The sequence below is a fragment of the Actinoplanes sp. NPDC049598 genome (genome assembly GCF_040675435.1).
Lineage (GTDB): Bacteria > Actinomycetota > Actinomycetes > Mycobacteriales > Micromonosporaceae > Actinoplanes.
The window spans coordinates 16453-39297 of record NZ_JBFAOX010000044.1; the positions used below are offsets into that span (position 1 = coordinate 16453).

25 protein-coding genes are annotated in these 22845 nt (G+C 71.7%); 14 read left to right on the plus strand and 11 right to left on the minus strand.

The window, feature by feature from the left end; genetic code table 11:
- Positions 1 to 66: 66 nt before the first annotated feature.
- Both AB0J66_RS47595 and AB0J66_RS47600 read right to left on the minus strand, forming a co-directional pair.
- On the minus strand, positions 67 to 417 hold the full coding sequence (locus AB0J66_RS47595) for a hypothetical protein (RefSeq protein ID WP_364675524.1): 351 nt from the start codon (positions 415 to 417) through the stop codon (positions 67 to 69).
- The gene (locus AB0J66_RS47600) at positions 414 to 614 is read right to left on the minus strand and encodes a hypothetical protein (RefSeq protein WP_364675526.1); all 201 of its coding nucleotides are present in this window, start codon (positions 612 to 614) and stop codon (positions 414 to 416) included. Before AB0J66_RS47600 ends, AB0J66_RS47595 begins: the two co-directional genes overlap by 4 nt.
- Before the next feature lie 72 nt (positions 615 to 686).
- On the opposite strand from AB0J66_RS47600, the gene AB0J66_RS47605 reads away from it, so the two are divergent.
- Complete coding sequence (locus AB0J66_RS47605) at positions 687 to 1175, plus strand: MarR family winged helix-turn-helix transcriptional regulator (protein ID WP_364675529.1); 489 nt, start codon at positions 687 to 689, stop codon at positions 1173 to 1175.
- Positions 1176 to 1186: 11 nt separating this feature from the next.
- On the opposite strand, the gene AB0J66_RS47610 is transcribed toward AB0J66_RS47605, so the two are convergent.
- From AB0J66_RS47610 to AB0J66_RS47625, 4 genes are all read right to left on the minus strand, one after another.
- Complete coding sequence (locus tag AB0J66_RS47610) at positions 1187 to 2671, minus strand: carboxylesterase family protein (protein ID WP_364675531.1); 1485 nt, start codon at positions 2669 to 2671, stop codon at positions 1187 to 1189.
- Between the two features lie 78 nt (positions 2672 to 2749).
- Positions 2750 to 3643 (minus strand): MBL fold metallo-hydrolase, encoded by an 894-nt coding sequence (locus AB0J66_RS47615; protein ID WP_364675534.1) that lies wholly within the window; start codon positions 3641 to 3643, stop codon positions 2750 to 2752.
- A gap of 24 nt (positions 3644 to 3667) precedes the next feature.
- Positions 3668 to 4690, minus strand: coding sequence for a hypothetical protein (locus AB0J66_RS47620; RefSeq protein WP_364675537.1), 1023 nt, complete (start codon positions 4688 to 4690; stop codon positions 3668 to 3670).
- 123 nt (positions 4691 to 4813) lie between these two features.
- The gene (locus AB0J66_RS47625) at positions 4814 to 5710 is read right to left on the minus strand and encodes a helix-turn-helix transcriptional regulator (protein WP_364675614.1); all 897 of its coding nucleotides are present in this window, start codon (positions 5708 to 5710) and stop codon (positions 4814 to 4816) included.
- Positions 5711 to 6393: 683 nt separating this feature from the next.
- On the opposite strand from AB0J66_RS47625, the gene AB0J66_RS47630 reads away from it, so the two are divergent.
- The 10 genes from AB0J66_RS47630 (at position 6394) to AB0J66_RS47675 (ending at position 15772) form a co-directional block, all read left to right on the plus strand.
- On the plus strand, positions 6394 to 6879 hold the full coding sequence (locus tag AB0J66_RS47630) for a PH domain-containing protein (protein WP_364675539.1): 486 nt from the start codon (positions 6394 to 6396) through the stop codon (positions 6877 to 6879).
- The gene (locus AB0J66_RS47635; RefSeq protein ID WP_364675542.1) at positions 6876 to 8546 is read left to right on the plus strand and encodes a PH domain-containing protein; all 1671 of its coding nucleotides are present in this window, start codon (positions 6876 to 6878) and stop codon (positions 8544 to 8546) included. The genes AB0J66_RS47630 and AB0J66_RS47635 overlap by 4 nt, the downstream gene beginning before the upstream one ends.
- 446 nt (positions 8547 to 8992) lie before the next feature.
- Positions 8993 to 9313 carry a metalloregulator ArsR/SmtB family transcription factor gene (locus tag AB0J66_RS47640; protein ID WP_364675545.1) on the plus strand — a complete coding sequence of 107 codons (321 nt, stop codon included), beginning with the start codon at positions 8993 to 8995 and terminating at the stop codon, positions 9311 to 9313.
- Positions 9310 to 9822: an SRPBCC domain-containing protein gene (locus AB0J66_RS47645; RefSeq protein ID WP_364675548.1), complete on the plus strand. Its 513-nt coding sequence runs from the start codon at positions 9310 to 9312 to the stop codon at positions 9820 to 9822. The genes AB0J66_RS47640 and AB0J66_RS47645 overlap by 4 nt, the downstream gene beginning before the upstream one ends.
- Positions 9823 to 10168: 346 nt before the next feature.
- Positions 10169 to 10804 carry a GntR family transcriptional regulator gene (locus AB0J66_RS47650; RefSeq protein ID WP_364675550.1) on the plus strand — a complete coding sequence of 212 codons (636 nt, stop codon included), beginning with the start codon at positions 10169 to 10171 and terminating at the stop codon, positions 10802 to 10804.
- A gap of 61 nt (positions 10805 to 10865) precedes the next feature.
- Positions 10866 to 12458 carry an allophanate hydrolase gene (atzF, locus tag AB0J66_RS47655; RefSeq protein WP_364675553.1) on the plus strand — a complete coding sequence of 531 codons (1593 nt, stop codon included), beginning with the start codon at positions 10866 to 10868 and terminating at the stop codon, positions 12456 to 12458.
- Positions 12455 to 13189 (plus strand): isochorismatase family cysteine hydrolase, encoded by a 735-nt coding sequence (locus AB0J66_RS47660; protein ID WP_364675556.1) that lies wholly within the window; start codon positions 12455 to 12457, stop codon positions 13187 to 13189. The genes atzF and AB0J66_RS47660 overlap by 4 nt, the downstream gene beginning before the upstream one ends.
- Positions 13190 to 13191: 2 nt before the next feature.
- Positions 13192 to 13845 (plus strand): cysteine hydrolase, encoded by a 654-nt coding sequence (locus AB0J66_RS47665; protein WP_364675558.1) that lies wholly within the window; start codon positions 13192 to 13194, stop codon positions 13843 to 13845.
- Between the two features lie 2 nt (positions 13846 to 13847).
- On the plus strand, positions 13848 to 15410 hold the full coding sequence (locus AB0J66_RS47670) for a regulator (RefSeq protein ID WP_364675561.1): 1563 nt from the start codon (positions 13848 to 13850) through the stop codon (positions 15408 to 15410).
- Positions 15407 to 15772, plus strand: a complete 366-nt coding sequence (locus tag AB0J66_RS47675; protein ID WP_364675563.1) for an AtzH-like domain-containing protein — start codon at positions 15407 to 15409, stop codon at positions 15770 to 15772. Before AB0J66_RS47670 ends, AB0J66_RS47675 begins: the two co-directional genes overlap by 4 nt.
- Here the strand turns inward: AB0J66_RS47675 and AB0J66_RS47680 are convergent.
- On the minus strand, positions 15760 to 16629 hold the full coding sequence (locus AB0J66_RS47680) for a glycosyltransferase (RefSeq protein WP_364675566.1): 870 nt from the start codon (positions 16627 to 16629) through the stop codon (positions 15760 to 15762). The genes AB0J66_RS47675 and AB0J66_RS47680 overlap by 13 nt on opposite strands.
- 97 nt (positions 16630 to 16726) lie before the next feature.
- Between AB0J66_RS47680 and AB0J66_RS47685 the strand changes: the two genes are divergently transcribed.
- The gene (locus AB0J66_RS47685) at positions 16727 to 17602 is read left to right on the plus strand and encodes an SDR family oxidoreductase (RefSeq protein WP_364675568.1); all 876 of its coding nucleotides are present in this window, start codon (positions 16727 to 16729) and stop codon (positions 17600 to 17602) included.
- A 1-nt stretch (position 17603) separates the two neighbouring features.
- Here AB0J66_RS47685 and AB0J66_RS47690 read toward each other — a convergent pair whose 3' ends face one another.
- A complete protein-coding gene (locus AB0J66_RS47690; protein ID WP_364675571.1) occupies positions 17604 to 18248 on the minus strand; it encodes a DNA-directed RNA polymerase II in 645 nt (214 codons plus the stop codon).
- Positions 18249 to 18349: 101 nt separating this feature from the next.
- Here AB0J66_RS47690 and AB0J66_RS47695 point away from each other — a divergent pair, with 101 nt between their 5' ends.
- Both AB0J66_RS47695 and AB0J66_RS47700 read left to right on the plus strand, forming a co-directional pair.
- Positions 18350 to 19567, plus strand: a complete 1218-nt coding sequence (locus tag AB0J66_RS47695; RefSeq protein WP_364675574.1) for a GNAT family N-acetyltransferase — start codon at positions 18350 to 18352, stop codon at positions 19565 to 19567.
- Positions 19568 to 19749: 182 nt separating this feature from the next.
- Positions 19750 to 20097, plus strand: a complete 348-nt coding sequence (locus AB0J66_RS47700; RefSeq protein WP_364675577.1) for a hypothetical protein — start codon at positions 19750 to 19752, stop codon at positions 20095 to 20097.
- A gap of 127 nt (positions 20098 to 20224) precedes the next feature.
- Here the strand turns inward: AB0J66_RS47700 and AB0J66_RS47705 are convergent, their stop codons facing one another.
- From AB0J66_RS47705 to AB0J66_RS47715, 3 genes are read right to left on the minus strand one after another with little or no spacing between them, the layout of a single operon-like run.
- A complete protein-coding gene (locus tag AB0J66_RS47705) occupies positions 20225 to 20692 on the minus strand; it encodes a ribose-5-phosphate isomerase (RefSeq protein WP_364675579.1) in 468 nt (155 codons plus the stop codon).
- Positions 20693 to 20728: 36 nt separating this feature from the next.
- Positions 20729 to 21637 (minus strand): alpha/beta hydrolase, encoded by a 909-nt coding sequence (locus AB0J66_RS47710; RefSeq protein ID WP_364675582.1) that lies wholly within the window; start codon positions 21635 to 21637, stop codon positions 20729 to 20731.
- A gap of 2 nt (positions 21638 to 21639) precedes the next feature.
- Positions 21640 to 22836 (minus strand): DUF1015 family protein, encoded by a 1197-nt coding sequence (locus AB0J66_RS47715; RefSeq protein ID WP_364675584.1) that lies wholly within the window; start codon positions 22834 to 22836, stop codon positions 21640 to 21642.
- Between the last annotated feature and the right edge of the window lie 9 nt (positions 22837 to 22845).

Sequence of the window (22845 nt, forward strand, 5' to 3'; positions counted from 1 at the left end):
GCCGGATCGGTTCACCAGTCTCTTCCCTGCTGCGGTAGGCGCCGACGTCCGCGCGGCGGTCCCGGCTCAGGAGGGCGCCCCGAAGGCGGCCGCGTGATCCATCACGAACTGCCGGAAGGTCTCGGCCGGGCGGCCGAGGATGGTGGGCACGTCATCGGTGACCCAGTCGGAGTCGCCCTGGGCGAACAGGCTGACGGCCTGGGCGTTCATCTGCGCGATGTGCTCCGGGAGACCGGCGTCGATCATGTCCTGCCGCTGCTCCGCGAAGGTGCGCGGGCGGAAGGTGATGGGCCGGCCGAGCACCTCGGACAGCACGTCGGCCGCGTCAGCGTAGGAGATGCTCGCCGGACCGGTGGGCCAGTAGGTCCGGCCCACGTGTGCGGTGGCGACGGCCGCCACGTCCCGGCTGTCGATCATGCAACGGTCACCTCGAACGGCGCGTCGACCCGGCCGACCGGCGGCGCAACATCGTCGCCGCCACCGCGCCCGGCCTGCGGCACCTGCACGATCTGCAGGCGCTGGCCGACGACGTACAGGATGAACTGCTCGTCGCCCTTGATCCCGAGGAACGTCACCAGTTGCGCGTCCTGCTGGAGAAGATTCTGAACAGCCACCCGGCCCAGCCGGCCTGACCATCGCCACGAGCCACCAATGGTTGACGAATCAACTTTTGATAGCGTCTTGACGTGACCGAGCCGCGGTGGTTGAACGAGCAGGAGCAGCGGGCCTGGCGCGGGCTCATGGCGATGGAGGAGGGCCTCTCCGCCTTCATCGACCGGCGGTTGCGCACCACCTGCGGCCTCTCCCACCCGGACTACCAGGTCCTCGCCCACCTGTCGGAGGCGCCCGGCGGCCAGCTGAGATCGTTCCAGCTCGGCGAGCTGCTGCACTGGGAGAAGAGCCGGCTCTCCCAGCACCTGTCCCGCATGCAGGCGCGCGGCCTGGTCGCGCGGGAACGCTCGAAGGCCGACCAGCGCGGTGCGGTCGTCAGCATCACCGCCGAGGGCCGGCAGCTGATCGCCACCGCGGCCCGTCAGCACGTCGGCGACGCCCGGGACGCGGTGATCGACCACCTCACCGCGAGCGAGTTGCGGACCCTGGCCACCATCGCCGACAAGGTGCAACGCCGGCTCGCCGCGCTGGACGCCGAGCCGGGGCCGGACGCCGGGGACTGATCCGGCGGCGGTCAGCGCGCGGCCCAGGCCGCGGCCTCGGCCGGGAAGGCGGGCGTGGCCAGTTCCCACTCGTCACCGATCACCTGCACGCGAGGGGCGGCGACGGAGGTGGCCCGCCAGCCCGGGCTACCGGTGATCACGAACCGGACCCAGGCGGCGTGGACACGCGGGGCCAGCGTGGCCGGCGGCCGGGTCGAGCCGAGCAGAGCGCCGGGCCCGTGCAGGAACGGGCGATCGGTGATGTCGAAGACGAACGGCAGCTCCATGACGTGGCTGCTGCCGAGGTGGCCGCCGGTGGCGTCGGAGCGCCAGGTGAACTCGTAGCAAAAGGTTCCGGCGTCCGCGGTGGCGACGTGGGCCTCGGCCATCGCGCGGGTGCCGGCGACGAAGAGACCGGCGCCCAGGATCGCCGCACGCAGCTCGTCCGTCGTGGCGGTGGGCCGGGAACGCCGGTAGACGTCGACCAGCTCGGCGGGCCGGGGGTGGAAGCGTGCCGCGGTGGCGTGCAGATCGTCGTCAGTAGTGCCGGTCATTCGGCCGACCGGGGCCAGATAGAGGTTGCCCTCGTCACGGTTGTGGCCGATGAGCAGGTCGATCCGCAGATCAGCGGGCAGGTCCGCGGCCGGCTGCCGGTCGAGGACCAGGCTGAACGGGCTGAGGCCGCCCAGCGGATCGTGGTGCGTCGCCGTCCGCAGATCGAGCTGTCCCAGGTCGCCGACCAGGTCGACCAGACGTTGGTCAGGCAGTCCGGCCAGCGCGGCGACGCCTGGCTCGGCGCCGAGCCTGGCGCCGGCCGCGGCGGTCACGAGAGCCGCCTGTTCGGCGGTGAACGCGCCGTTGCCGTTGCCGCTCTGCATGATCGCCCGCCGGATGAGCCGGTCGGCGCCGGGGTGGGCGAGGATGCCGCCGACCAGGGTGGCCCCGGCGGACTGCCCGGCCAGCGTAATGCTGTCCGGGTCGCCGCCGAAGTGTTCGGCGTTGTCGCGGACCCACCGCAGGGCGGCGAGCACGTCCAGCAGGCCGCGGTTGTCCGGGGCGTCGGGCAGATGCAGGAATCCGGGGATGCCCAGGCGATAGTTGACGGTGATGAGCATGACGCCGTCGCGGGCGAAGGCGGCGCCGTCGTAGAGCGGGGCGTTCACCGACCCGGTGATGAACGCGCCACCGTGGACGTGGACCAGCACCGGCGCCGGATGCTCACGCCGGGACGGCGCCCAGATGTTCACGGTCAGATAGTCCTCGCCGCGCTGCCAGCCGGGGCCGAAGAACGGCGACATGTCGAGGGTTCCGAAGGCGTCCCGGGTGGGTTGCGGCGCGGTCGGCCCGGGTGTGGTGGCGTCCCGGACGCCGGTCCACGCCGGGTGGACGCGGGGCGGCGTGAAGCGGTCCCGCCCGGTCGGCGGGGCGGCGTAGGGCACACCCAGAAAGACCGTGCCGTCGGCGGTACGCCGGCCGCGGACCGGCCCGGAGGTGGTGGTGACGATGGCGGAATCCATGTTCGTTTCCTCGGCGGTAAAGGTGGTTCAGGACGGGCGCCACCGCGGTCCGCCCGCGGTCCGCGGTGGCGCGGTGGCTCAGAGCCGGGCGAACGGCGCCCACTGTTTGATGCCGAAGCCGGTCGCGCGGCGTTCGACCTCCAGCGCACCGTGTCCGCTGAAGTGGGCCGGCAGGACCAGGGCCCGGTTGTCGGCGGCCCAGCCCAGCAGCCGCTGCCGGGTGGCCTGCGCCTGACCGGCGTCCTCGCAGAAGCAGCTGTTGTGGCCGGGGTGCGTGACCTGCAGCGGCGTGTGCATCAGGTCCCCGGCGAAAAGTGCCTGGTCGTTGCCCGAACGCAGCTCGACAACGCTGGAGCCGGGGGTGTGGCCGGGGGCGGACCGCAGGGTCAGGTTTTCGTCGATGACCCGCTCGCCGTCCCACAGCTCCACCTGGCCGGCGGCGTGGACCGGGGCGACGCTGTCCTCGAACACGTTCTCGTTGACGCTCCCGGCGATGCCCGGATTGTGGGCCGGGTTCCAGTGCCGGAAGTCGGCCGCCGGCATCAGGTAGGTGGCGTTCGGGAAGGTCGGCACCCACGATCCGTCGACCAGGCGGGTGTTCCACCCGACGTGATCGACGTGCAGATGGGTGTTGACAACGAGGTCCACGTCCTCTGGGCGGACCCCAGCCGCGGCCAGCCGGTTCAGGTAGTCGAACCGTTGGTGGTCCCAGACCTCGACAGCCGGGCGTGCCTTGTCGTTACCCACCCCGGTATCGATCACGATCGTCTTTCCGGCGCTGCGCAGCACCCAGCTCTGCATCGCGACGTGCACCATGTCGTCGGCGCCGAGGTGATCCGGCATCAGCGCCTCCTCGTGGTCGCGCCAGGACTGGGCTGGAATGCTCGGGAAGAAGGCGGCGGTCGGCATGATCGGGCCGTGGGTCTCCTCGACCCGGGCGACGGTGACGTCGCCGAGCTTGATCTCGTTCATGTCGGAACTCCTGAGTTGATGCGGTCAGCGACGCGGGAGGGTGACGGTGATCAGGTTGGGGTCCTGCTGGGTCAGGTAGGCGGCGCTGGTTACGTACGCGGTGGTCCCGCGCACGGCGACCGACGTCGGGTTCTGCAGTCCGTCGGCGGCGGTCAGCAGGGTCGTGGCGCGCCCGGCACGGTCGATGCCGACCACGGTGTTCGGGCCGTTGAGAGCGGCGAGCACCCGGTCGGTGCCGTGCCCGACGAACGTGAAGTCGTCCAGGCCGACCAGCCCGGACGCCCGGACCTCGACCTTGCCCGGCTTGCCGTGGACGACCGGAATGCTCAGCAGCGTGCCTCGGTCAAGGTTGGTCACCCAGACCGCGCCGTCTCGGACCTTGATCCCGTTGACGCCGAGGAATCCGGTGGACGCCAGCTCCGGCGCGGACGACCACACGGTGGCCGGGCCGCCGGCCAGACGCACGGTGGAGATGGTGCCCAGCACCGAGTCGGTGACATAGAACGTGCCGGTCGCCTCGTCGAGGGCCAGTCCGTTGGGCAGCCCGTTCGCGGGCAGGGCGGCGACGCGCTGCGGCGTTCCGCCGGGCCGCAGCCGGTACAGACCGGTCGAGGCGGCGTCCCCGCTGGCGTACAGGAAATAGACGGTGCCGTCGGCCCGCCGCACGATCCCGGTGGTCAGGGCAAACTTGAGCACCGGCGTGCCGACCCCGCCGTCCGGCGGCGCGACCAGGGTCGCCAGGACACGCACCGCGCCGTCCCGGCCCAGCGCGGCGACCTGGCGGGCACCGGCGAACGTGACGTACACGGTGCCGTCCGGCGCCAACGCGATGTTCTCCGGCATCTCTCCCTTGGCCAGGTCGAAGTGCGCCGCGATCCGGGCACCCAGCGCGGCCGGCGCGGACTGGCTCCGCACCAGCGCCGCCGGCGCCGCGGCAGCCGGCGAATGGGTCACGGCCGCCGACCCGGTGCCGGTCATCAGGACGGCCGCCGCGGCGATCCCGGCGGTCGCGGTGGCGACGGCGGTGGTGATGGTCCTCTTACGCATCGCTTCCTTCTCTCGTCACTGCTGTTGTCGCCCGTTTCCGGGCGCGCGACATCGCCGCACCGCTTCCGGTGCGTTATCGATGGGGTGTGCGAAATCCGTGGGGCGTGGTGGGCCCCCGGGGGGTTATCGTTCGGCGGTGACTCCGGCGTCGTCCGCTCCGGCAGCCGGCGCCGGCTGTGCGGTGAGCACGCTGTGCACCAGCAACGTCATCGCAGCCTGCGACGGTGAGTCCGCCTCCGTGGTGGCGACTACGACGCAGTGGCCCGTCTCGGTGCGCAGGCTCTGCTGGGTGACGCTCATCGTGCCGACCAGCGGATGCCGCATCCGGTACACCGGATCACCACCGGACTTGACCCTGTGAGCGGCCCACATCCGGCCGAACTCGGGACTCTTGACCGTCAGCTCCCCGACCAGGGCGGCCAGCGCGGCGTCGTCGGGGTGCTGCCCGGACGCCAGGCGCAGCGTGCCGACCACCGCCCGGGCCTTCTCCGGCCAGTCCACGTACAAATCGCGGGTGTGCGGGTCGAGGAACACCAGGCGTGCCATGTTCGGCCGGTTCTCCGGACGCTCCGGGCCGGCGAAGTCCACGTGCCCGGCGAACAGGGCGTGACCGGCGCGGTTCCAGGCCAGCACGTCGCTGCGCCGGCCCAGCACCACCATCGGCACCTCGCCCAGCGCGGTCATCAGCTGCCGCACCGCCGGGGTGAGCCGCTCGGGCGCCGGTCGCCGTCCGGCCGGGCGGTGGCGGGTGCCGTCGGCCAGGTCGTGCAGGTGCCGACGCTCGGCGTCGTCGAGTCGCAGAGCCGTGGCGATGGCGTCCAGGACCTCGGGCGAGGCGTTCGACGACTGCCCCTGCTCCAACCGCGAGTAGTAAGAGGCGCTGACCCCGGCCAGCAGAGCCAACTCCTCGCGCCGCAGGCCGGTCACCCGGCGCCGGTCACCGTAGGTGGCCAGGCCGACGTCCCCCGGGGTCAGCTGTGAGCGGCGGGACTGCAGGAACTCGCCGAGCTGTCGTCTCATGTCCACGACACGAGTATTCGGCCGTGGCGGCCGGGTAACCACACCTTGTCGGTGATAGGCACGGCAGGCGGCGGGTACCGCTGGCCGGAGGCCGGCACAGTGCGCCTGAACAGGTGATCTGCGGACTAGTGCACCGGGCACCGGGCACCGGGCACCGGGCACCGGGCACCGGGCACCGGGCACCGGGCACCGGGCAAACGATAGGGATCTTGCTAGGGAACCGACCGGAACGGTCCACCCAGCCCAGGCATACACCGGGACGAAGCTGAAACGAAACAGCAGGTCACCGGCATTTCCTGGGACCGGGTGGACCGCATTGGCATGATCGACTTATTGCTTCCAAACTGATTACGCGAGTTCGATTCTCGTCGCCCGCTCTCCTCTGAGTGAGCCATGCCCGCAAACTGCGCGGGCCTGGTCGGATCGCCATTCCCGCTTGGGGGCCGAGCCCCCAGACCCCCACGGTGCGTCACGTTGCGGTGCGTCACGTTGCGGTGGGTTAGGACGCGGTGCGTCGGGCGCGGTGCGGCAGGGCGCGGGTTGGTGGGCTCCTGGGTCGGGGCGTTCCTTGGTCTATGCGGCCCATACCAAAGTAGGTTCCGGTGCTCGCGCGGCCTCTCTACGGTGAAGACATGGCCACGTTCGAGCATTTCGCGCGATAAGTCCGTTTCATAGATACCGACGTGCTTCGTCTGCGGCCGCCGCGGTGGCGGGTGGATCGGCGGTTCGTGGTGTGGCGGACGCTGCAGGCGTTGTTCTGGGGCGTCGGGGTGCTGGGGGTGCTCGGCGCCGTGTTTCTCTGGGTTGAGGGGGCGCGGGGCTGGCTGGGGCCGGTGCTGGTGATCCTCGGGGTGGTCTACGCGGTGAACGTCGTGGTCATGCCTGGCTGGCGTTACCGGGTGCACCGGTGGGAGACGACCGGGGACGCGGTCTATGCGCTGGAGGGGTGGCTCACCAAGAAGTGGCAGATCGTGCCGCTCTCGCGGATACAGAGCATCGACACCGAGATCGGGCCGCTTCAGCAGATGCTCGGGATAGCGACGATCAAGGTCACCACGGCGTCGAGCGAAGGCAAGATCTCGATCGAAGGGCTTGATGTACGGGTGGCTCGCGACACCGTGGATCGTCTGCGCGAGGCCACCGCGGCGACTCCGGGCGACGCGACATGAGCGAGGGGGGCTGGCGGCGGCTCAGCATCCGGGTCGTCTACATGGATCTGATCCGGGCCGTCGTGTCCTGCGCGGTGGGCTACCTCGGGGCGGTCGTCCTCAACGACGACGGGCCGGTGTGGGCGCTCGTCGCCGGGTCGGTGGCCGGCTTCCTCGGGGCGCTGACCGACCTGATCCGGTGGCTGACCACGCGCTACCGGGTCACCCCGGCCTCGGTCGAGATGCGCAGCGGGTGGGCGTCGAAGCGGCATCGGACGGTGGCCCGCGACCGCATCCGCACCGTGGACAGCGCGGCCAAGCTGGTGCCCCGGCTGTTCCGGCTGCGGGTGGTGCACATCGGCTCGGGCGAGCAGGGATCCTCGTTCGCGCTGAACGCACTGGACAGCGGGGAGGCGGCGCGCTTGCGCCGCGAGCTGATGCCGGCCGTACGGGACGCGCCGGCGCCGGCCGCCGACGCGCGTGACGAAAGACCGGACGCGGACGAAACGCCGGACGCCGATGCGGGCACCGAGACCGCGGATGCGGGCGGGCAGGGCCAGAGCGCGGACGCGGGCCGGCGGGGCGGTGAGCCGCGCGACGGCGGCGAACGGGAAGTGCTGGCGCGGCTGCGGTGGCAGTGGGTGCCGCTGAACATGGTCACCGTCTGGGGGCCAGTGGTCGTGGTGGGGCCGCTGTTCGCGCTGTACTGGTTCCTGCGGCCGTTCGGAGTCGATCTGCTCGGTGTGGGGCGGGACGTGATCGGCTGGGATTCGCGCGGGCTGCTGTGGAATCTGGTGCTGTGCGGGGCGATCGCCTATCCACTCGGGGTGATCGGGTCGGCGGGCGCCTTCGTGGTGGAGAACTGGGGTTTCGAGCTGGCGCGGGAGGGCGACGTGCTGGTCAGCCGGCGCGGCCTGCTCACCACCCGCACCCTTCAGCGCGACGACCGGCGGATGCGCGGGCTGGCCGTCAAGGAGCCGCTGCTCTGGCGGTGGCTGGGGCTGGCCGAGACCAGCGTCGTCACGACGGGGCTGCGGCAGACCGTCGACGCCCCGTCCGGCGCCATCCTGCCCCGGCTCCGGCTGGGCGAGGCGCGGGAGATCGCGGCCCGGGTGCTGCCGGGTGGGAGCCGGCCGTTGGAGGCCGAGCTGCAGCCGCACCCGCGGGGCGCGCTGGTCCGGCGGCTCGGCTGGGCGGTCTACGGCCCCGGGCTGGCCGCCGGCGTGCTGCTGATGTTCACCTTCAGCGGCGCGCTCCCCGGATGGGTGTGGCCGCTGTCCCTGGTCCTGCTGCCGGTCACGCTTCCGCTGGCGGTGGTGGCCTATCGATCACTCGCGCACGCGCTGGACGGGCCCTATCTGGTGGTCCGGCGCGGGGCGCTGAGCCGCAATACCGTGGCTCTGCAGCGCGGCGCGGTGATCGGGTGGAGTCTGCGGCAGTCCCTGCCGCAGCGCTGGGGCGACCGCATGACCGTCGGCATCGCGACCGCGGCGGGGGAACGCTACTACCAGGTCCCCGACGCGGGCACTGGGCAGGCGCTCGCGTTCATCCGAGGCGCCACGCCGGAGCTGGCCGCCCAGTTCCTGGAGGAGCCGGACCGAGAAGCCGGCGGGTGGAATGGCGGGTCCACGGGGGACGAGGACGCGCAAAGCCGAGCGGCCGACCGGGGACGGGCACGCGCGGGATGACGGGCTGGGCCGAGCGGCCGGGCGGGCCGCCACGCGGAAGACGACCAGCTAGGCCGACACGCCGAGCTGAACAGCCGGACCAGACCTGCGCGGAAGATGAGCGGCTAGCCGACACGCCGAGCTGAACGGCCGGGCCGGGCCTGCGCGGGAGATGAGCGGCTGGGCCAGACCTGCGCGGCGCGGGAGATGAGCGGCTGGGCCGACACGCCGAGCGGAGCGGCCAGGCCGGAGCTGCGCCCGGGATGACGGGCCCGGATCGACACGGCGGGCGGGCGCGTGCGGGGACGACGGGTTGGGCGGGGCGCAGCGCCGGGCCGCCACCCGGCGCTGCGCGTCTGTAACCCGTTCGACGTGCGGGCGTCAACGTAGCCGAAGACTTCGACGTGGGTCTATCAAGAGAACCTTAAGCCTTGACATGTGACCTATTGGTCTCATAACTTTACGTCATGGCGGAGGACGATCTGGTGTTCAGGGCACTGGCCGATCCGAGCCGCCGGTTTCTGCTCGACCTGCTTTTCGCGCGTGACGGCCGCACGCTCACGGAGCTGGAGTCCGAGCTGGAGATGACGCGCTTCGGGGTCGCCAAGCACCTCAAAGTCCTGGAAGAGGCGGGTCTCGTCGTCACGCGCCGCGCGGGCCGGGAGAAGCTGCACTTCCTCAATCCCGTGCCGATCCGGCAGATCCACGACCGCTGGATCGACAAGTACACGGAGCGTCACGTCGCCGCCCTCATCGATCTCAAGAACGAGCTGGAGGAAGAGCCATGACCACCGAGACCACCCAGGTGTACCGCGTCTGGATCAAGGCGAGCCCGGAACGGATCTGGGCCGCCATCACCGATCCCGAGTGGACGTCGCGGTACGCCTACGCGTCGCCCGCGCACTACGAGCTCAAGCCGGGCGGCGCCTACCGCTCGGCCGCGACCCAGGAGATGAAGGACTTCGCGCAGGCCAACGGCTTCGAGGTGCCCGACGTCATCGTGGACGGCGAGGTCATCGAGGCCGATCCGCCGCGGCGGCTGGTGCAGACCTGGCGGATGCTGATGGATCCCGGCACCGCGGCCGAGCCGTACACGACGCTGACCTACGAGATCGAGGAGGCGAAGATGCAGCCGGGCGTCCACAAGCTCACGGTCACCCACGAGCTCACCGACGCCCCGAGGACGGCCGCGATGGTCGCCGGCACCGAGGACGACGGCGCGGGTGGCGGCTGGGCGTGGATCCTCAGCGACCTCAAGACGCTGGTCGAGACGGGTTCGAGCCTGGCCGGCCGATAGCTCAGATGGTGCACGATCCGGCCGGGCTCCGAAGCGCCACACCGGGCCCGGCCGGGGCTAATCTCCCGCAGTGACCCTTCTCTGGATCGCCCTCATCGTGATCGGCATCGTCATGATCGCCGCCGCGGTCTGGCCCAGCTTCCGCGACCGCCGGCCCACCAGCGACCACGACCGGCACGACCCGGCGTAAGCCACAGCCGATCCCCCGACCACGACCGGCACGACCCGGCGTAAGCCACAGCCGATCCCTCGACCACGACCGGCGGGACCCGGCGTAAGCCACAGCCGATCCCTCGACCACGACCGGCGGGACGGGGCGTGAGGCGCGGCTGGCAGACTCGTCGGCGTGACCGAAGGGGAGCTGCAGACCTACAGCCTGGTGGAGCTCGCCGTCGACCGACTGCGCCGGGAGATCCTCAGCGGGCGCACCGATCCGGGTGAGCGCCTGGTCGAGGAGCAGCTGACCCGCCGGCTCGGGATCAGCCGGGCGCCGCTGCGCGAGGCCATGCGGCTGCTCGCCCAGCAGGGTCTGGTCGAGCACATCCCCCGCCGCGGGGCCCGGGTGGCCACGCTCTCCGACGATGACGTGCGCGAGCTGTACGAGGTGCGCGACGTGCTGGAGCGGCACGCCGTGGCCTCGATGCCGGCCGAGCCCGACCTGGGCGCGCTGCGGGCCGCCCTGTCCGCGATGCGGCAGGCGACCGAGGCCGGCGACCGGCTCGAGCTGGCCAACGCCCACCGGCGGTTCCACACCGAGGTGGTCGCGCTCGGCGGCAACCGTCAGCTCGCCGACCTCTACGGCTCGGTGCTGGTCCGCATCCAGCTCTACATGGCCGTCAACATGCGCCGGGAAGCCGAGACGGCTCGGGCCGCGGACGGTGTGCTCCGGCACGAGCGCCTCTTCGCCGCGATCGAGCGCGGCGACGTCCAGGGCATTCTCACCTCGCTGAGCGAGCACGGCGCCCGCACCTACCTGTCGTAGCGAAATCGGCTCGTTACAAAGCGCAAGCCTGGCCGAAACAAGATTGTCGACAATCGACGGTGTGGACGTACACGCGAGTGTCGATGAGTTCCTGGCCCACCCGAGACGAGACGGCGTCTGGATCAGCACCTTCGGTCCCGACGAGCTGCACCGCCAAGCCGGCCGCGTCGATCCCCGGCTACCGCTGGCCGGGCTGACCTTCGCGGTCAAGGACAACATCGACGTGGCCGGACTGCCCACCACCGCTGCCTGCCCCGGCTTCGCGTACGAGCCCGAGACCAGCGCCCCGGTCGTGCAGCGGCTGGTCGACGCCGGCGCGATCGTGGTCGGCAAGACCAATCTCGACCAGTTCGCGACCGGGCTGACCGGCGCCCGCTCCCCCTACGGCGCCCCGGAGAGCGTCTTCGGCGGCGGCCTGATCTCCGGCGGCTCCAGCTCGGGGTCGGCCGTGGCGGTGGCCGACGGCTCGGTCTCGTTCGCGCTGGGCACCGACACCGCGGGCTCCGGGCGGGTGCCGGCCGCGCTCAACGGCATCGTCGGCGTCAAGCCCACCCGCGGCCTGCTCAGCACGCTCGGCGTGGTGCCGGCGTGCCGATCGCTCGACTGCGTGTCGGTCTTCGCCGCCACCGTGGTGGCGGGGCGGCGCGTCTTCCGGGCCGCGCGGGGTCGCGTACGGCCTGACCCGTGGAGCAGGGAGGGTGACCGGCCGCTGCGAGCGGAACCCAGGATCGGCGTCGCCGAGGGGTTGGACTTCTTCGGCGACGCCGGGCAGGAAAAGGCGTACGCGCGGTTCGACGGCGACACCACCGTGGACATCGGCCCCCTGCTGGAGGCGGGCGACCTGCTCTATCGCGGTCCCTGGGTGGCCGAGCGGCTGGCCGACCTCGCCGGCCATCTGGAGAAGGCGCTGCCGGTGACGCGCCGGGTGCTGGAGAGCGGGCTCGGTTTCACCGCGATCGACGCGTTCCGCGCGCAGCACCGGCTGCAGGAGCTGAAGGCGGCCGCCGACCGGATGTGGGAGCGGATCGACGTGCTCGTGCTGCCCACGATCGGCACGACCTACACGCACGCGGAGATCGCCGAGGATCCGATCGGGCGCAACCTCGACCTGGGCCGGTACACGCAGTTCGCGAACCTGCTCGACATGGCCGCGGTGACCGTGCCCAACGGCTTCACCGAGGACGGGCGGCCGGCCTCGCTCACGCTGTTCGGCCCGGCCTTCAGCGACGAGACCCTCCTGCTGGCGGCCGAGCGCCTGGGGCCGGACGACGCCATGACGCTCGCAGTGGTGGGGCTGCATCTCAGCGGCGAGCCGCGCAACGGCGAGCTGGTCGAACGCGGCGGCACGCTGATCGGCGCCGCCCGCACCGCGCCCGCGTACCGCCTGTATCACCTGCCGTCGGGAGCGCCCGGGCTCGTCCGCGATCCCGAACGCGGCGAGGCGATCGAGGTGGAGCTGTGGGAGCTGCCGTCGGCCACGGTCGGCAGCCTGCTGGCCGGCATCGCCGCCCCGCTGGCGCTGGGCCGGCTCGCGCTCGGCGACGGCACCGAGGTCACCGGGTTCCTCTGCGAGGCGTACGCGGCGGAGGGCGCCCCGGACATCACCGCCAGCGGCGGCTGGCGGAGTTACCGCTCGAAAGGACCGGACGCATGACCGCACTCATCGGACCCGTGAAGGCAGACCCCTACCTCTGGCCGTACGACGGGTCGGTGCCCGTCTCGAAGGTCGGGCTCGTCTGCGTCGACTGGCAGACCGACTTCTGCGGGCCGGGCGGCTACGTCGACTCGATGGGCTACGACATCGAGCTGACCCGGGCCGGGCTGCCGGCCACCGCGCGGCTGCTCGACCACGCCCGCCAGCTGGGCATGCTCGTGATCCACACCCGCGAGGGCCACGACCCGGACCTCTCCGACCTGCCGGCCAACAAGCGGTGGCGCTCGGCCCGGATCGGGGCCGAGATCGGCGCCCTCGGCCCGTGCGGCCGGATCCTGATCAAGGGTGAGCCCGGGTGGGAGATCGTGCCCGAGGTGGCGCCGGTGGCCGGCGAGCTGATCGTCGACAAGCCGGGCAAGGGCGCGTTCTACGCCACCAACCTCGACCTGGTGCTGCGCACCCACGGCATCACCCATCTGATCCTGACCGGGATCACCACCGACGTCTGCGTGCACACCACGATGCGCGAGGCCAACGACCGCGGTTACGAGTGCCTGATCCTCAGCGACTGCACCGGGGCGACCGACCCGGCCAACCACACCGCGGCCCTGCACATGGTCACCATGCAGGGCGGCGTCTTCGGCTGCGTCGCCACCTCGGACGACGTCATCGCGGCGACGGCCATAGAACCACCCCACCCGCCACCCTCATACGGACTGAAGGCGTTTTGATCATGCCGACCGTTGACGCGGCACCGGGCCCCTTCGAGTTCCAGAAAGACAGCACGGCGCTGCTGGTGATCGACATGCAGCGTGATTTCCTTCTGCCCGGCGGCTTCGGTGAGTCGCTCGGCAACGACGTCTCCCAGCTCAGCCGGACGATCGAGCCGCTGGCGGCCCTGATGACGGCGTGGCGCGCGGCCGAGCTGCCGATCATCCACACCCGAGAGGGCCACCTGCCTGATTTGTCCGACTGCCCGCCGTCCAAGCTGGCTCGGGGACAGATCGGTCAGCGGGGCGCCTTCGGCCGGATCCTCATCCGCGGCGAGTACGGCCACGACATCGTCGACGAACTGGCCCCGGTGGACGGCGAGATCGTCGTCGACAAGCCCGGCAAGGGCGCCTTCTACGCGACCGAGCTGGCGGAGATCTTGGACAAGCTCGGCGTACGCAGCCTGATCGTCACCGGAGTCACCACGGAGGTCTGCGTCCACACGACCGTTCGTGAGGCCAACGACCGCGGCTTCGAGTGCCTCGTGCCAGCCGACTGCGTCGGCTCCTACTTTCCCGAGTTCCAGCGCGTCGGCCTCGAGATGATCGCCGCTCAGGGCGGCATCTTCGGCTGGGTCGCGGAGTCACCGCAAGTTGTCGCAGCCCTCCAGGAGTGATGATGAAACTGGCTTACTGGGTCCGCGGGGACACGAACGCCTTCTTCGGCTTCGGAGTCAACGTCCTGGTCAACGTGCTCACCCTGACCGCCCTCTGCGTCGGCGTCATTCAGATGCCGGCCTCGGACGTCTTCGGCGTCATCCTGCCCGCGCTCGGCATCGCCCTGGTCGCCGGCAACGTCTACTACACGTTCCTGGCCCGGCGGCTGGCCGCCCGGGAGAACCGGGCCGACGTCACCGCCCTGCCGTACGGCCCGAGCGTGCCGCACATGTTCATCGTCATCTTCGTGATCATGCTGCCGATCTACCTGCGGACCAAGGACCCGGTGGCAGCCTGGACGGCCGGCATCGCCTGGGCCTTCATCATCGGCGTCATCGTGCTGATCGGCGCGTTCGTCGGCCCGTACATCCGCAAGTACACCCCGCGGGCGGCGCTGCTCGGCACCCTGGCCGGCATCTCGATCACCTTCATCTCGATGAACCCGGCCGGCACCATGTGGAACTACGCGTGGATCGCCCTACCGGTCTTCGCCCTGCTGCTGATCGGCCTGCTGACCGACGTCAAGCTGCCGTTCAACTTCCCCATCGGGCTGGCCGCGCTGCTGGTCGGCACCGCGATCGGCTGGATCGGCGGCGCCATGTCGGTGCCCGACGTGACCTCGGCCGCCAAGGACATCGCCTTCGCCTTCCCGCACCTCAAGTTCGATCTGCTGATCGACGGCCTGCGCGACATGGCGCCGCTGCTGGCCACCGCCATCCCGCTCGGCGTCTACAACTTCACCGAGGCGATGACCAACGTGGAGAGCGCCGCCACCGCGGGCGACCGCTACAACCTGCGCAGCGTGCTGCTGGCCGACGGGGCCGGCGCGGTGATCGGCTCCTGCCTCGGCTCGCCGTTCCCGCCGGCCGTCTACGTCGGTCACCCCGGCTGGAAGGCGGCCGGGGGCCGCACCGGCTACTCGATGGCGACCGGCGTGGTGATCGCGCTGCTCTGCTTCTTCGGCCTCTTCGGGCTGCTCGGGGCGATCTTCCCGACCGCCGCCATCGTGCCCATCCTGCTCTACATCGGCCTGCTGATCGGGGCCCAGGCGTTCCAGGCGACCCCGCGGGCGCACGCGGCGGCGGTGGTCGCGGCCCTGATCCCCAACATCGCGCAGTGGGCGACCGGGCAGATGGACAACGCGCTGTCCGCCGCCGGCACGAGCGCGGCCCAGGTCGGCACGGACGCGCTGGCCGGGGCGGGGGTGGTCTACGACGGGCTCAAGACGCTGGGCGAGGGGGCGATCCTGGCCGGTCTGGTCCTCGGCGCGATCGTCGCCTTCATCATCGACAAGCGCTTCTGGCACGCGGCGGTCTTCGCCGGGGCGGGGGCGGTGCTGAGCTTCATCGGCCTCATCCACGCCGAGAAGGTGCAATGGAACGCGGACGGGCAGGTCACCCTCGGCTATCTGTTCCTCGCGATCGTCTGCGTGATCTTCGCGCTGACCCGGCCGGCGCCCCGCGTCCCGGACCCGGCGGAGGCCGAGCCGGAGAGCGCCCGGGAGCCCGAGGTGGTCGCCTCATGAGCGTCACCGACGAGGTCACGGCGCAGTTCGAAGCGTACGAACGGGCCCTGGTAGCCAATGACGTCGAGGCGATGCTCGGTTTCTTCGCAGCCGGCGCGGTGCGCTATGGCATCGCCGACCAGCAGATCGGTCTCGCCGAGCAGCGGCGGTGGCGCCTGGCCCAGCCGCCCCTGCCGCCCGGCCGCTATCTGAAGGACACGCTGGTGCAGGCCTTCGGCCCGGACGTCGCGGTGGTCAACACCCTGTTCGGCTATCCGGGCGGCGCGACCCTCGGGCGTCAGTCACAGACCTGGGTACGCCTGGCGGACGGCTGGCGGATCGTCGCGGCGCACGTCTCCGAGCCGCGCGATCAGCCGACGTAGCGGCGGGCCGTCGAGCGGCGCTGGGCCTCGTCCAGCGCCGCCAGGCGGGCCTCGATGATCGCCGGGCGCGGGTTCCGGGCGTTCACCAGCCAGGGCAGGCCGCGAAGCGCGTCGGCCACGGCCAGGGCCGAGATCCGGTCCCGGGGCACGGTGCGCGCGAGGAAGAGCGTGCGCCGCACGGCCGGGCGCATCGGGCGGCGCATCCAGGTGAACCAGAGCGTGTTGCGCAAGCCGACCCGGCGGCGGTGGGTGGCGTCCCGCAGCACCGAGGCGCGGTGATGCACCACGAGATCTTCCAGGTAGCACAGCTCCCAGCCCGCCGAGAGAAGGTCCGTGGCCAGCAGCTCCTCCTCGCCACCCAGCCAGAGCCGGTCGCTGAACCCGCCGGCCTGGTCGAACGCCTCGCGCCGGACCACGGAGGCGCCGGCCAGGAAGCTGCCGAGGGCGGGGCCGGGCATCCAGTCCGGGCCGGGCACCGGCGAGTCGCGCAACTCGGCCACGATCGGGTCGTCCGCGCCGGACGGCTCGACCACGATGCGCGCGTTCACCAGGGCCAGCCGGGGGTGCCGGTCCAGGGCGTCGGCCGCGGCGGCCAGCGAGCCGGGCTCCCACCAAGTGTCGTCGTCGCAGAACGCCACGTACGGCGTGCTCAGGCGCTCGATCCCGATGTTGCGGCCCACCGCGCCCTTGTTCTCGGTCAGCGCGACCACCTCGACGTCCGGGTAGGCCGAACGGATCGCCTCGGCCGTGCCGTCGGCCGAGCCGTTGTCCACCACCACGACCCGCGGTCGCTCGGGGAGCTCCCGTAGACGCTGGACGGCGGCGAGCGCCTCGTCGCGCCGCTGCCAGGTGATCATGACGACGCCTATCCGTTGATCAGACACGGCGGCCGGATTACCCCGCGCCTGTTCGGGCATACCGTGCTCGATCCCACACCAACGCGAGGAGGCAAGGGTGAACGACCCGCGCAGCAAGTACCCCGGACCGGAGTACGACGGGGGCGACCTGGAGCCGCCCGGCCTGACGAGCCAGATGCCGCAGCGCCCGGATCACGGCGAGGAAAGCTACAAGGGCTCGGGCCGGCTGACCGGCCGCAAGGCCGTCATCACCGGCGGCGACTCGGGTATCGGGCGTGCGGTCGCCATCGCGTACGCCCGGGAAGGCGCTGACGTCCTCATCTCGTACCTGCCCGAGGAGGAGGAAGACGCCCGCGAGACCGCCCAGCTGATCGAGAAGGCGGGCCGGACCGCCGTGCTGGTGCCCGGCGACATCCGCGAGGAGGCGCACTGCCGGTCGATCGTCGACCGGGCCGTCGCCGAGCTCGGCGGGATCGACATCCTGGTCAACAACGCGGCCTACCAGATGTCCCAGCCGGGCGGGATCACCGACATCACCGACGAGCAGTTCGACCGGGTGATGAAGACGAACCTGTACGCGATGTTCTGGATCACCCGGGCCGCCGTGCCGCACATGCCGGCCGGCGCCACGATCATCAACACGGCGTCGATCCAGGCCTACCAGTCGTCCAGCCCGCTGCTCGATTACGCCACCACCAAGGGCGGCATCGTGGCCTTCACCAAGGCGCTGGCCGAGGACCTGGCCGAGAAGGGCATCCGGGTCAACGCGGTGGCGCCCGGCCCGATCTGGACCCCGCTCATCCCGGCCACCATGCCCGAGGAGAAGGTCAAGTCGTTCGGCAGCGACACCCCGCTGGGCCGGGCCGGCCAGCCGGCCGAGCTGGCTCCGGCCTACGTCTACTTCGCAAGCCAGGAGTCCAGCTACACCACCGGCGAGGTGCTCGGCGTGACCGGCGGCAAGCCGGTCAGCTGAGTCAGAGGTTGTCGGCCACCCAGTGGTAGGCGTCCATCACCCACTGGGTCTGCTGCAGGAAGGTGATGCCGACGCCGGCCAGGAACAGCGCGGTGACCACGTGGGAGCCGCGTGAGGTGCGCCGGACCCGGCCGAACTGGCGCTCCAGCACCAGGTGGCCGACCAGGCGGGCCAGGCAGAACAGACCGGCCGCGACGGCCAGGGTGACCACGAACACGATCACCGGGGTGCCGAAGTCGCCGTCGCCGGACAGGGTCCAGATGCCCCAGCAGACGAAGGCGAAGAGCACGGCGGCGCTGGTCCACTCGCCACCCTTGCGCATCTCGCTCCAGCGCCAGCTCAACGCGGGATGGTTCGGCGCTTCGGCGCCGGGCCAGCCCGGGCTGGTGTGCTCGGGCTCGGCGTAGCGCGGCCGCGCGGCCTGCGGGTTGACCTGGGCCCGACCCCGGCTGAAGGGCGAGGCGGCCGACTCGGCCTCCGACGGCTCCGCAAAAGGCGTCGCCGGCTTCGCGAACGGCGTCGTCGGCGGCATGTGCCCGGAATGTCCCGGTGGCGGGCCGTCCACGGGTGTCGTGGGCGCGTCGGCCCACGGGTCCTGCGGTGGCATGTCGAGCGTCCGCTCCGACCACTGCGGTTGCTCAGGCATTGGTCCCCCTCCAGATCGGCGGCTGATTCCCCCGCCTCATCGAGAGTAACCAGCCCGCAAATCATTGGCCCGTAGCGCCGCGGTCCGTTACACAAGTGCGCATGGACGACTCCGTACACCTGCGCACCGCCACGACCGCGGATCTTCCGGCCATCGCCGACCTGATGGGCCAGGTCTTCCACGAGCATGTCTCCGACGACTTCCGCGACTGGGAGATGCGGATCACCGAGGCCGGGCGCTCGCTCGTGGCCGACGACGGCGGCCTGGTGGTGGGTCATGCCACCGCGCAGACGCGGGAGCTGAGCGTGCCCGGCGCGGTGGTGCCGGCGGCCCACGTCACCGGGGTCGGCGTCGCGCCCACCCATCGGCGGCGGGGCCTGCTCAGCGGCATGATGCGGCGCCAGCTGACCGAGATCGCCGAGGCCGGCCGGGAGGCTGTCGCGGTGCTGTGGGCCAGCGAGACGGCGATCTACCCGCGCTTCGGCTACGGCCCGGCCACCGACCGTCTGCGGCTGGAGGTGGCGACCCGCGAGGTGCGCATCACGGCGCCCGTGCAACCGGTGCGGCTGCGCATGGTCAAGCCGCTCGAGGCCCGGGAGGAGCTGGCCGCGCTGCACGACCGTCTGCGCGCCGACCGGCCCGGCTGGTCGAGCCGCGCCGACCACTGGTGGGAATATCTGCTGCGCGACGGCGAGAGCCAGCGTGACGGCGCCACCAGCCTCTACGGCGTGATCGTGGACGGCGACGCCGGCCCGGCCGGCTATGCGTTGTGGCGGGTCAAGGACGGCTGGAACAGCTACGGGCCCGACGGCACCGTCCGCATCCAGGAGATCGTGGCCGCCGACCCCGTGACCTACACCGAGCTCTGGCGTTTCCTGCTCACGATCGACCTGGCCCGGACGGCGAGCTTCGGCTACGCCACGCTCGACGAGCCGCTGCAGTACCTGGTCGACGAGCCGCGCCGGCTGGGCCGGACGTTCGGCGACGGGCTGTGGGTGCGCCTGGTCGACGTGCCGGCGGCACTGGCGGCCCGGCGCTACCTCCATCCGGTCGATGTCGTGATCGAGGTCACCGACCCGATCATCGAGGCCAACAACGGCCGGTGGCGGCTCACCGCCGATCAGGACAAGACCTCGGCCGTACGCTCCGCCGGCGCACCCGACTTCAGTTGCTCCGTGACCGAGCTCGGCGCGGCCTACCTGGGCGGGACGTCACTGGCGGCGCTGGCCGCCGCCGGGCGGGTGCGGCAGCTGACGGAGAACTTCCCGTCGGCCGCGTTCGGGTGGCACCGGCAGCCGGGCGCCCTCGAGGTGTTCTGAGCGGGCCGGGCGGCGGTAACGTCGGCGTCATGGGTGAACCCGAGCGCCGACGTCGCCGCGTGCGTCCTTCCCACGGGCCCGCCGCGCCCCCTGAGGCAGACCCGGCGCCCGCCACGCCCGCGGAAGGAAACCCGGCGGCCGCAGTGCCCCCGGGAAGAAACGCGCCGGTAGGGCCGGCGGCGGTGACGATGCCGGTCGCCGACCCGGACGAGGAGCAGCAGCTGAAGACCGAGCTTGACCCGGTGCCGACGCCGGCGCCCCCGCGGGCGAAGCCGGCCGACACCCGGCCGCCGCGCAACGGCACGCCGGGCCGCCGCCCCCTCGGCAACGGCAACGGCGACGACCGGGAGGTCGAGCGCGGCCTGCGCGGCCTCGTCGGCTCCGGATCGTCGCAGGTCAGCGTGGGTGCGGCCCTGCGGGCACGGGACGCCGCCCGCCCCACCGACGAGCACCTGGCCGACGCCGACGCCAACCTGGTGATCGTCCGCCGCAACTGGGTCCCGCGCGAGGATCTCCCGAGAAACCGTTAGCTGGCCGCGATCGCCGCCGGTGACTTGGCAGGTGATTTTCGACGCCCGTAGGGTTTGCGGGTGGCGGAAAATCACCTGCCAAGTCACCGGTTACAAGGCGATCGCCCGCGGAGCGAAGCGGAGCCAGTCAGCTCAGCTCGGGGAGCTCACGGGTGCGCTCGTAGTCGGCCAGCTGGGCGATGCGGCGGGCATGGCGCGGGTTGCCCGAGAACGGGGTGGCCAGGAACGTCTCGACGAACGCGGTGGCCTCGTCCAGGGTGTGCTCGCGGGCGCCGATGCTGATCACGTTGGCGTCGTTGTGCTGCCGGGCCAGCTGGGCGATCTCGGTGCGCCAGACCAGCGCCGCCCGGACCCCGTCGATCTTGTTGGCGGCGATCTGCTCGCCGTTGCCGGAGCCGCCGATGACGATGCCCAGCGAGCCCTCGTCGGCGACCACCTTCGCGCCCGTCTGCAGGCAGAACGCGGGGTAGTCGTCCTCCGGGTCGTAGACGTGCGGGCCCACGTCGACGACGTCGTGGCCCTGCTTGATCAGGTGGTTGACGAGATGCATCTTCAGCTCGTAGCCGGCGTGGTCGGAACCCAGGTAGACGCGCATGCTCTCACTCTCTCAGAACGATCTGGTGAAGAACGCTTAGAAGCACAGGGATGCTCGCAGAACGGCGGCGATCTGATCCGCCGCCACGCGCGCGTCGTCGATCACCGCGAGCTTGCGGGCGAAGCCGTGGTTGACGCCCATGTAGCGGGTGTGCACCACCGGGACGCCCGCGGCCATCAGCGCGTCGGCGTAGTCGGCGCCCTCGTCGCGCAGGGCGTCGTACTCGGCGGTGATGATCAGGGTGGGCGGCATCCCGGCCAGGTCGGCCGCGAGCGGCGCCACGTCCGGGGTGAACCGGAGCCGGGGATCCGGGACGTAGGTCTCCCAGGCCAGCTTCATCGAGGCCCGGTCGAGCCCGTACGAGCCGACCTCGTCGTACGACTCGGAGGCGGTCATCGGGTCGATCGCCGGGTAGATCAGCACCTGGTGGTCGAGCGGGGTGGCCTGGTCACGCTGCCGGCGGGCGGCCACCGTGGCCAGCTGGCCGCCGGCACTGTCCCCGCCGATGGCCAGCCGGGACGGGTCGACCCCGAGGTCGGCGCCCGACTTGCGGACGAAGGCCAGGACCGTGTCGACGTCGTCCCGGGCGGCCGGGAAGACGTGTTCGGGCGCGAGCCGGTACTCCACCGACAGCACCGCGCAGCCGGAGCGGTCGGCGATGCGCCGGCACATCCGGTCGGCCGTCTCGACGCTGCCGTAGCACCAGCCGCCGCCGTGCAGATACACGAAGACAGGAGCGTCCGTACGGGTCGCGTAGAGCCGGCACGGCACTCCGCCGGCGTCGACGTCCACCACGACGGGCAGCGGCAGGGCCGGGCCCGTCTCGGCCTCGTTGGCGTCGAGCATCGCCTGCCGGATGTCCAGGAGCCGCTCGTACGGGTCGTCGGACGTGACCGGCGGCCGGGAGCGGAGTCCGGCCGCCGCGGTGACCTGAGGGTTCAGCATGGTCAGGCGAGCTGCGCGAGGACGAGGCCGCCCCGGGCCTTGGGGGTGAACCACGTGCTCTTGCGGGGCAGCTTCTGCCGCTCGAGGTTCACCGTGACGAAGTCGTCGACGGTGACCGGGGCGATCAGGACGGCCAGCTCGGAGCGTCCCGCGTCGACCTCACCCCGCAGCCACTCGGCCGGGTAGTCGCCGCCGATGTAGGAGATCCGCTTGTCACCGGCGTCGAGACCCAGCGCATCCCGCAGCAGCACCCGCTCGACCAGCGCGTGATCGAGATTGTCGACCGCCGACAGGTTCGTGTTGACGGGCAACCCAAGAGCGAAGGTGCGTCCCGACGCGTACAGCTCGATCGTGCCCTTGCCCGGCACCTGAGCCGGTCGCGGCACCTCGGTGACCGTCGCCCCGGCCGCGCGCAACCGGGCCAGAAACTCGTCGAGCGGCACCGGCAGCTCGCTGACCAGGCGGTTGTAGGGCTGGATGGCGACCGAGGCGGGCGTGGTGACGACGGCCAGGAAGCGCGGGAAACCGGCGGTCTGCGCGGCCAGGCTGCGGTGGTTGCCGTCGGCCACCACCAGCTCGCCCCCGCCGGCCAGCGCGGTCAGCTCGTCCTGCAGCGGGCCCGGGCCGACCGGCCAGATGGCGTGGGTGCGCCCGCTCTGGTCGACGTCGGTCGCGGCGGGCTCCCCCGCCTCCTCGATCGCCGCGGCGAGGGCCGCGTGCAGCTGCTCACCCTTGGTGGTCTGCAGCAGCAGTACGGGTGACAGGAGCGTGCCCAGCGCCTCGGCCAGGGCCACGCGCTCGCGCACCTTCTCCAGGAACACTTCCTCGTTGCGGATGACCAGGCCCGGCTCGTCGGCGCGGGTGGAGATCTGATCGGTGTCGACCATGCTCCACAGGCCGTACGCCGGCGGCTCGCCCGCGCCGGTGATCCGGTAGAGCACGACGACCTGCTCGGCCGGGGCGTAGCTGCCGTCGGCGCGCTCGAACGCCAGCCGGGCCACCGCGTCCGGCAGCGACTCGGCGAAGGACTTGCCGAGCGAGTCGGGCGCCAGGTGCGGCATCTCGACAGCGAGAGAACTATGCGGATTGTCGGCGATGATGGACGTGATTTCGGCGTCGTCGGCGAATTCGTCGTAGTTCTGGGCGCCGGTGCCACCTGTGGTGACCCAGGCCTTGCTGATCGGGTGCACGACCGTCATGTCAGCCAA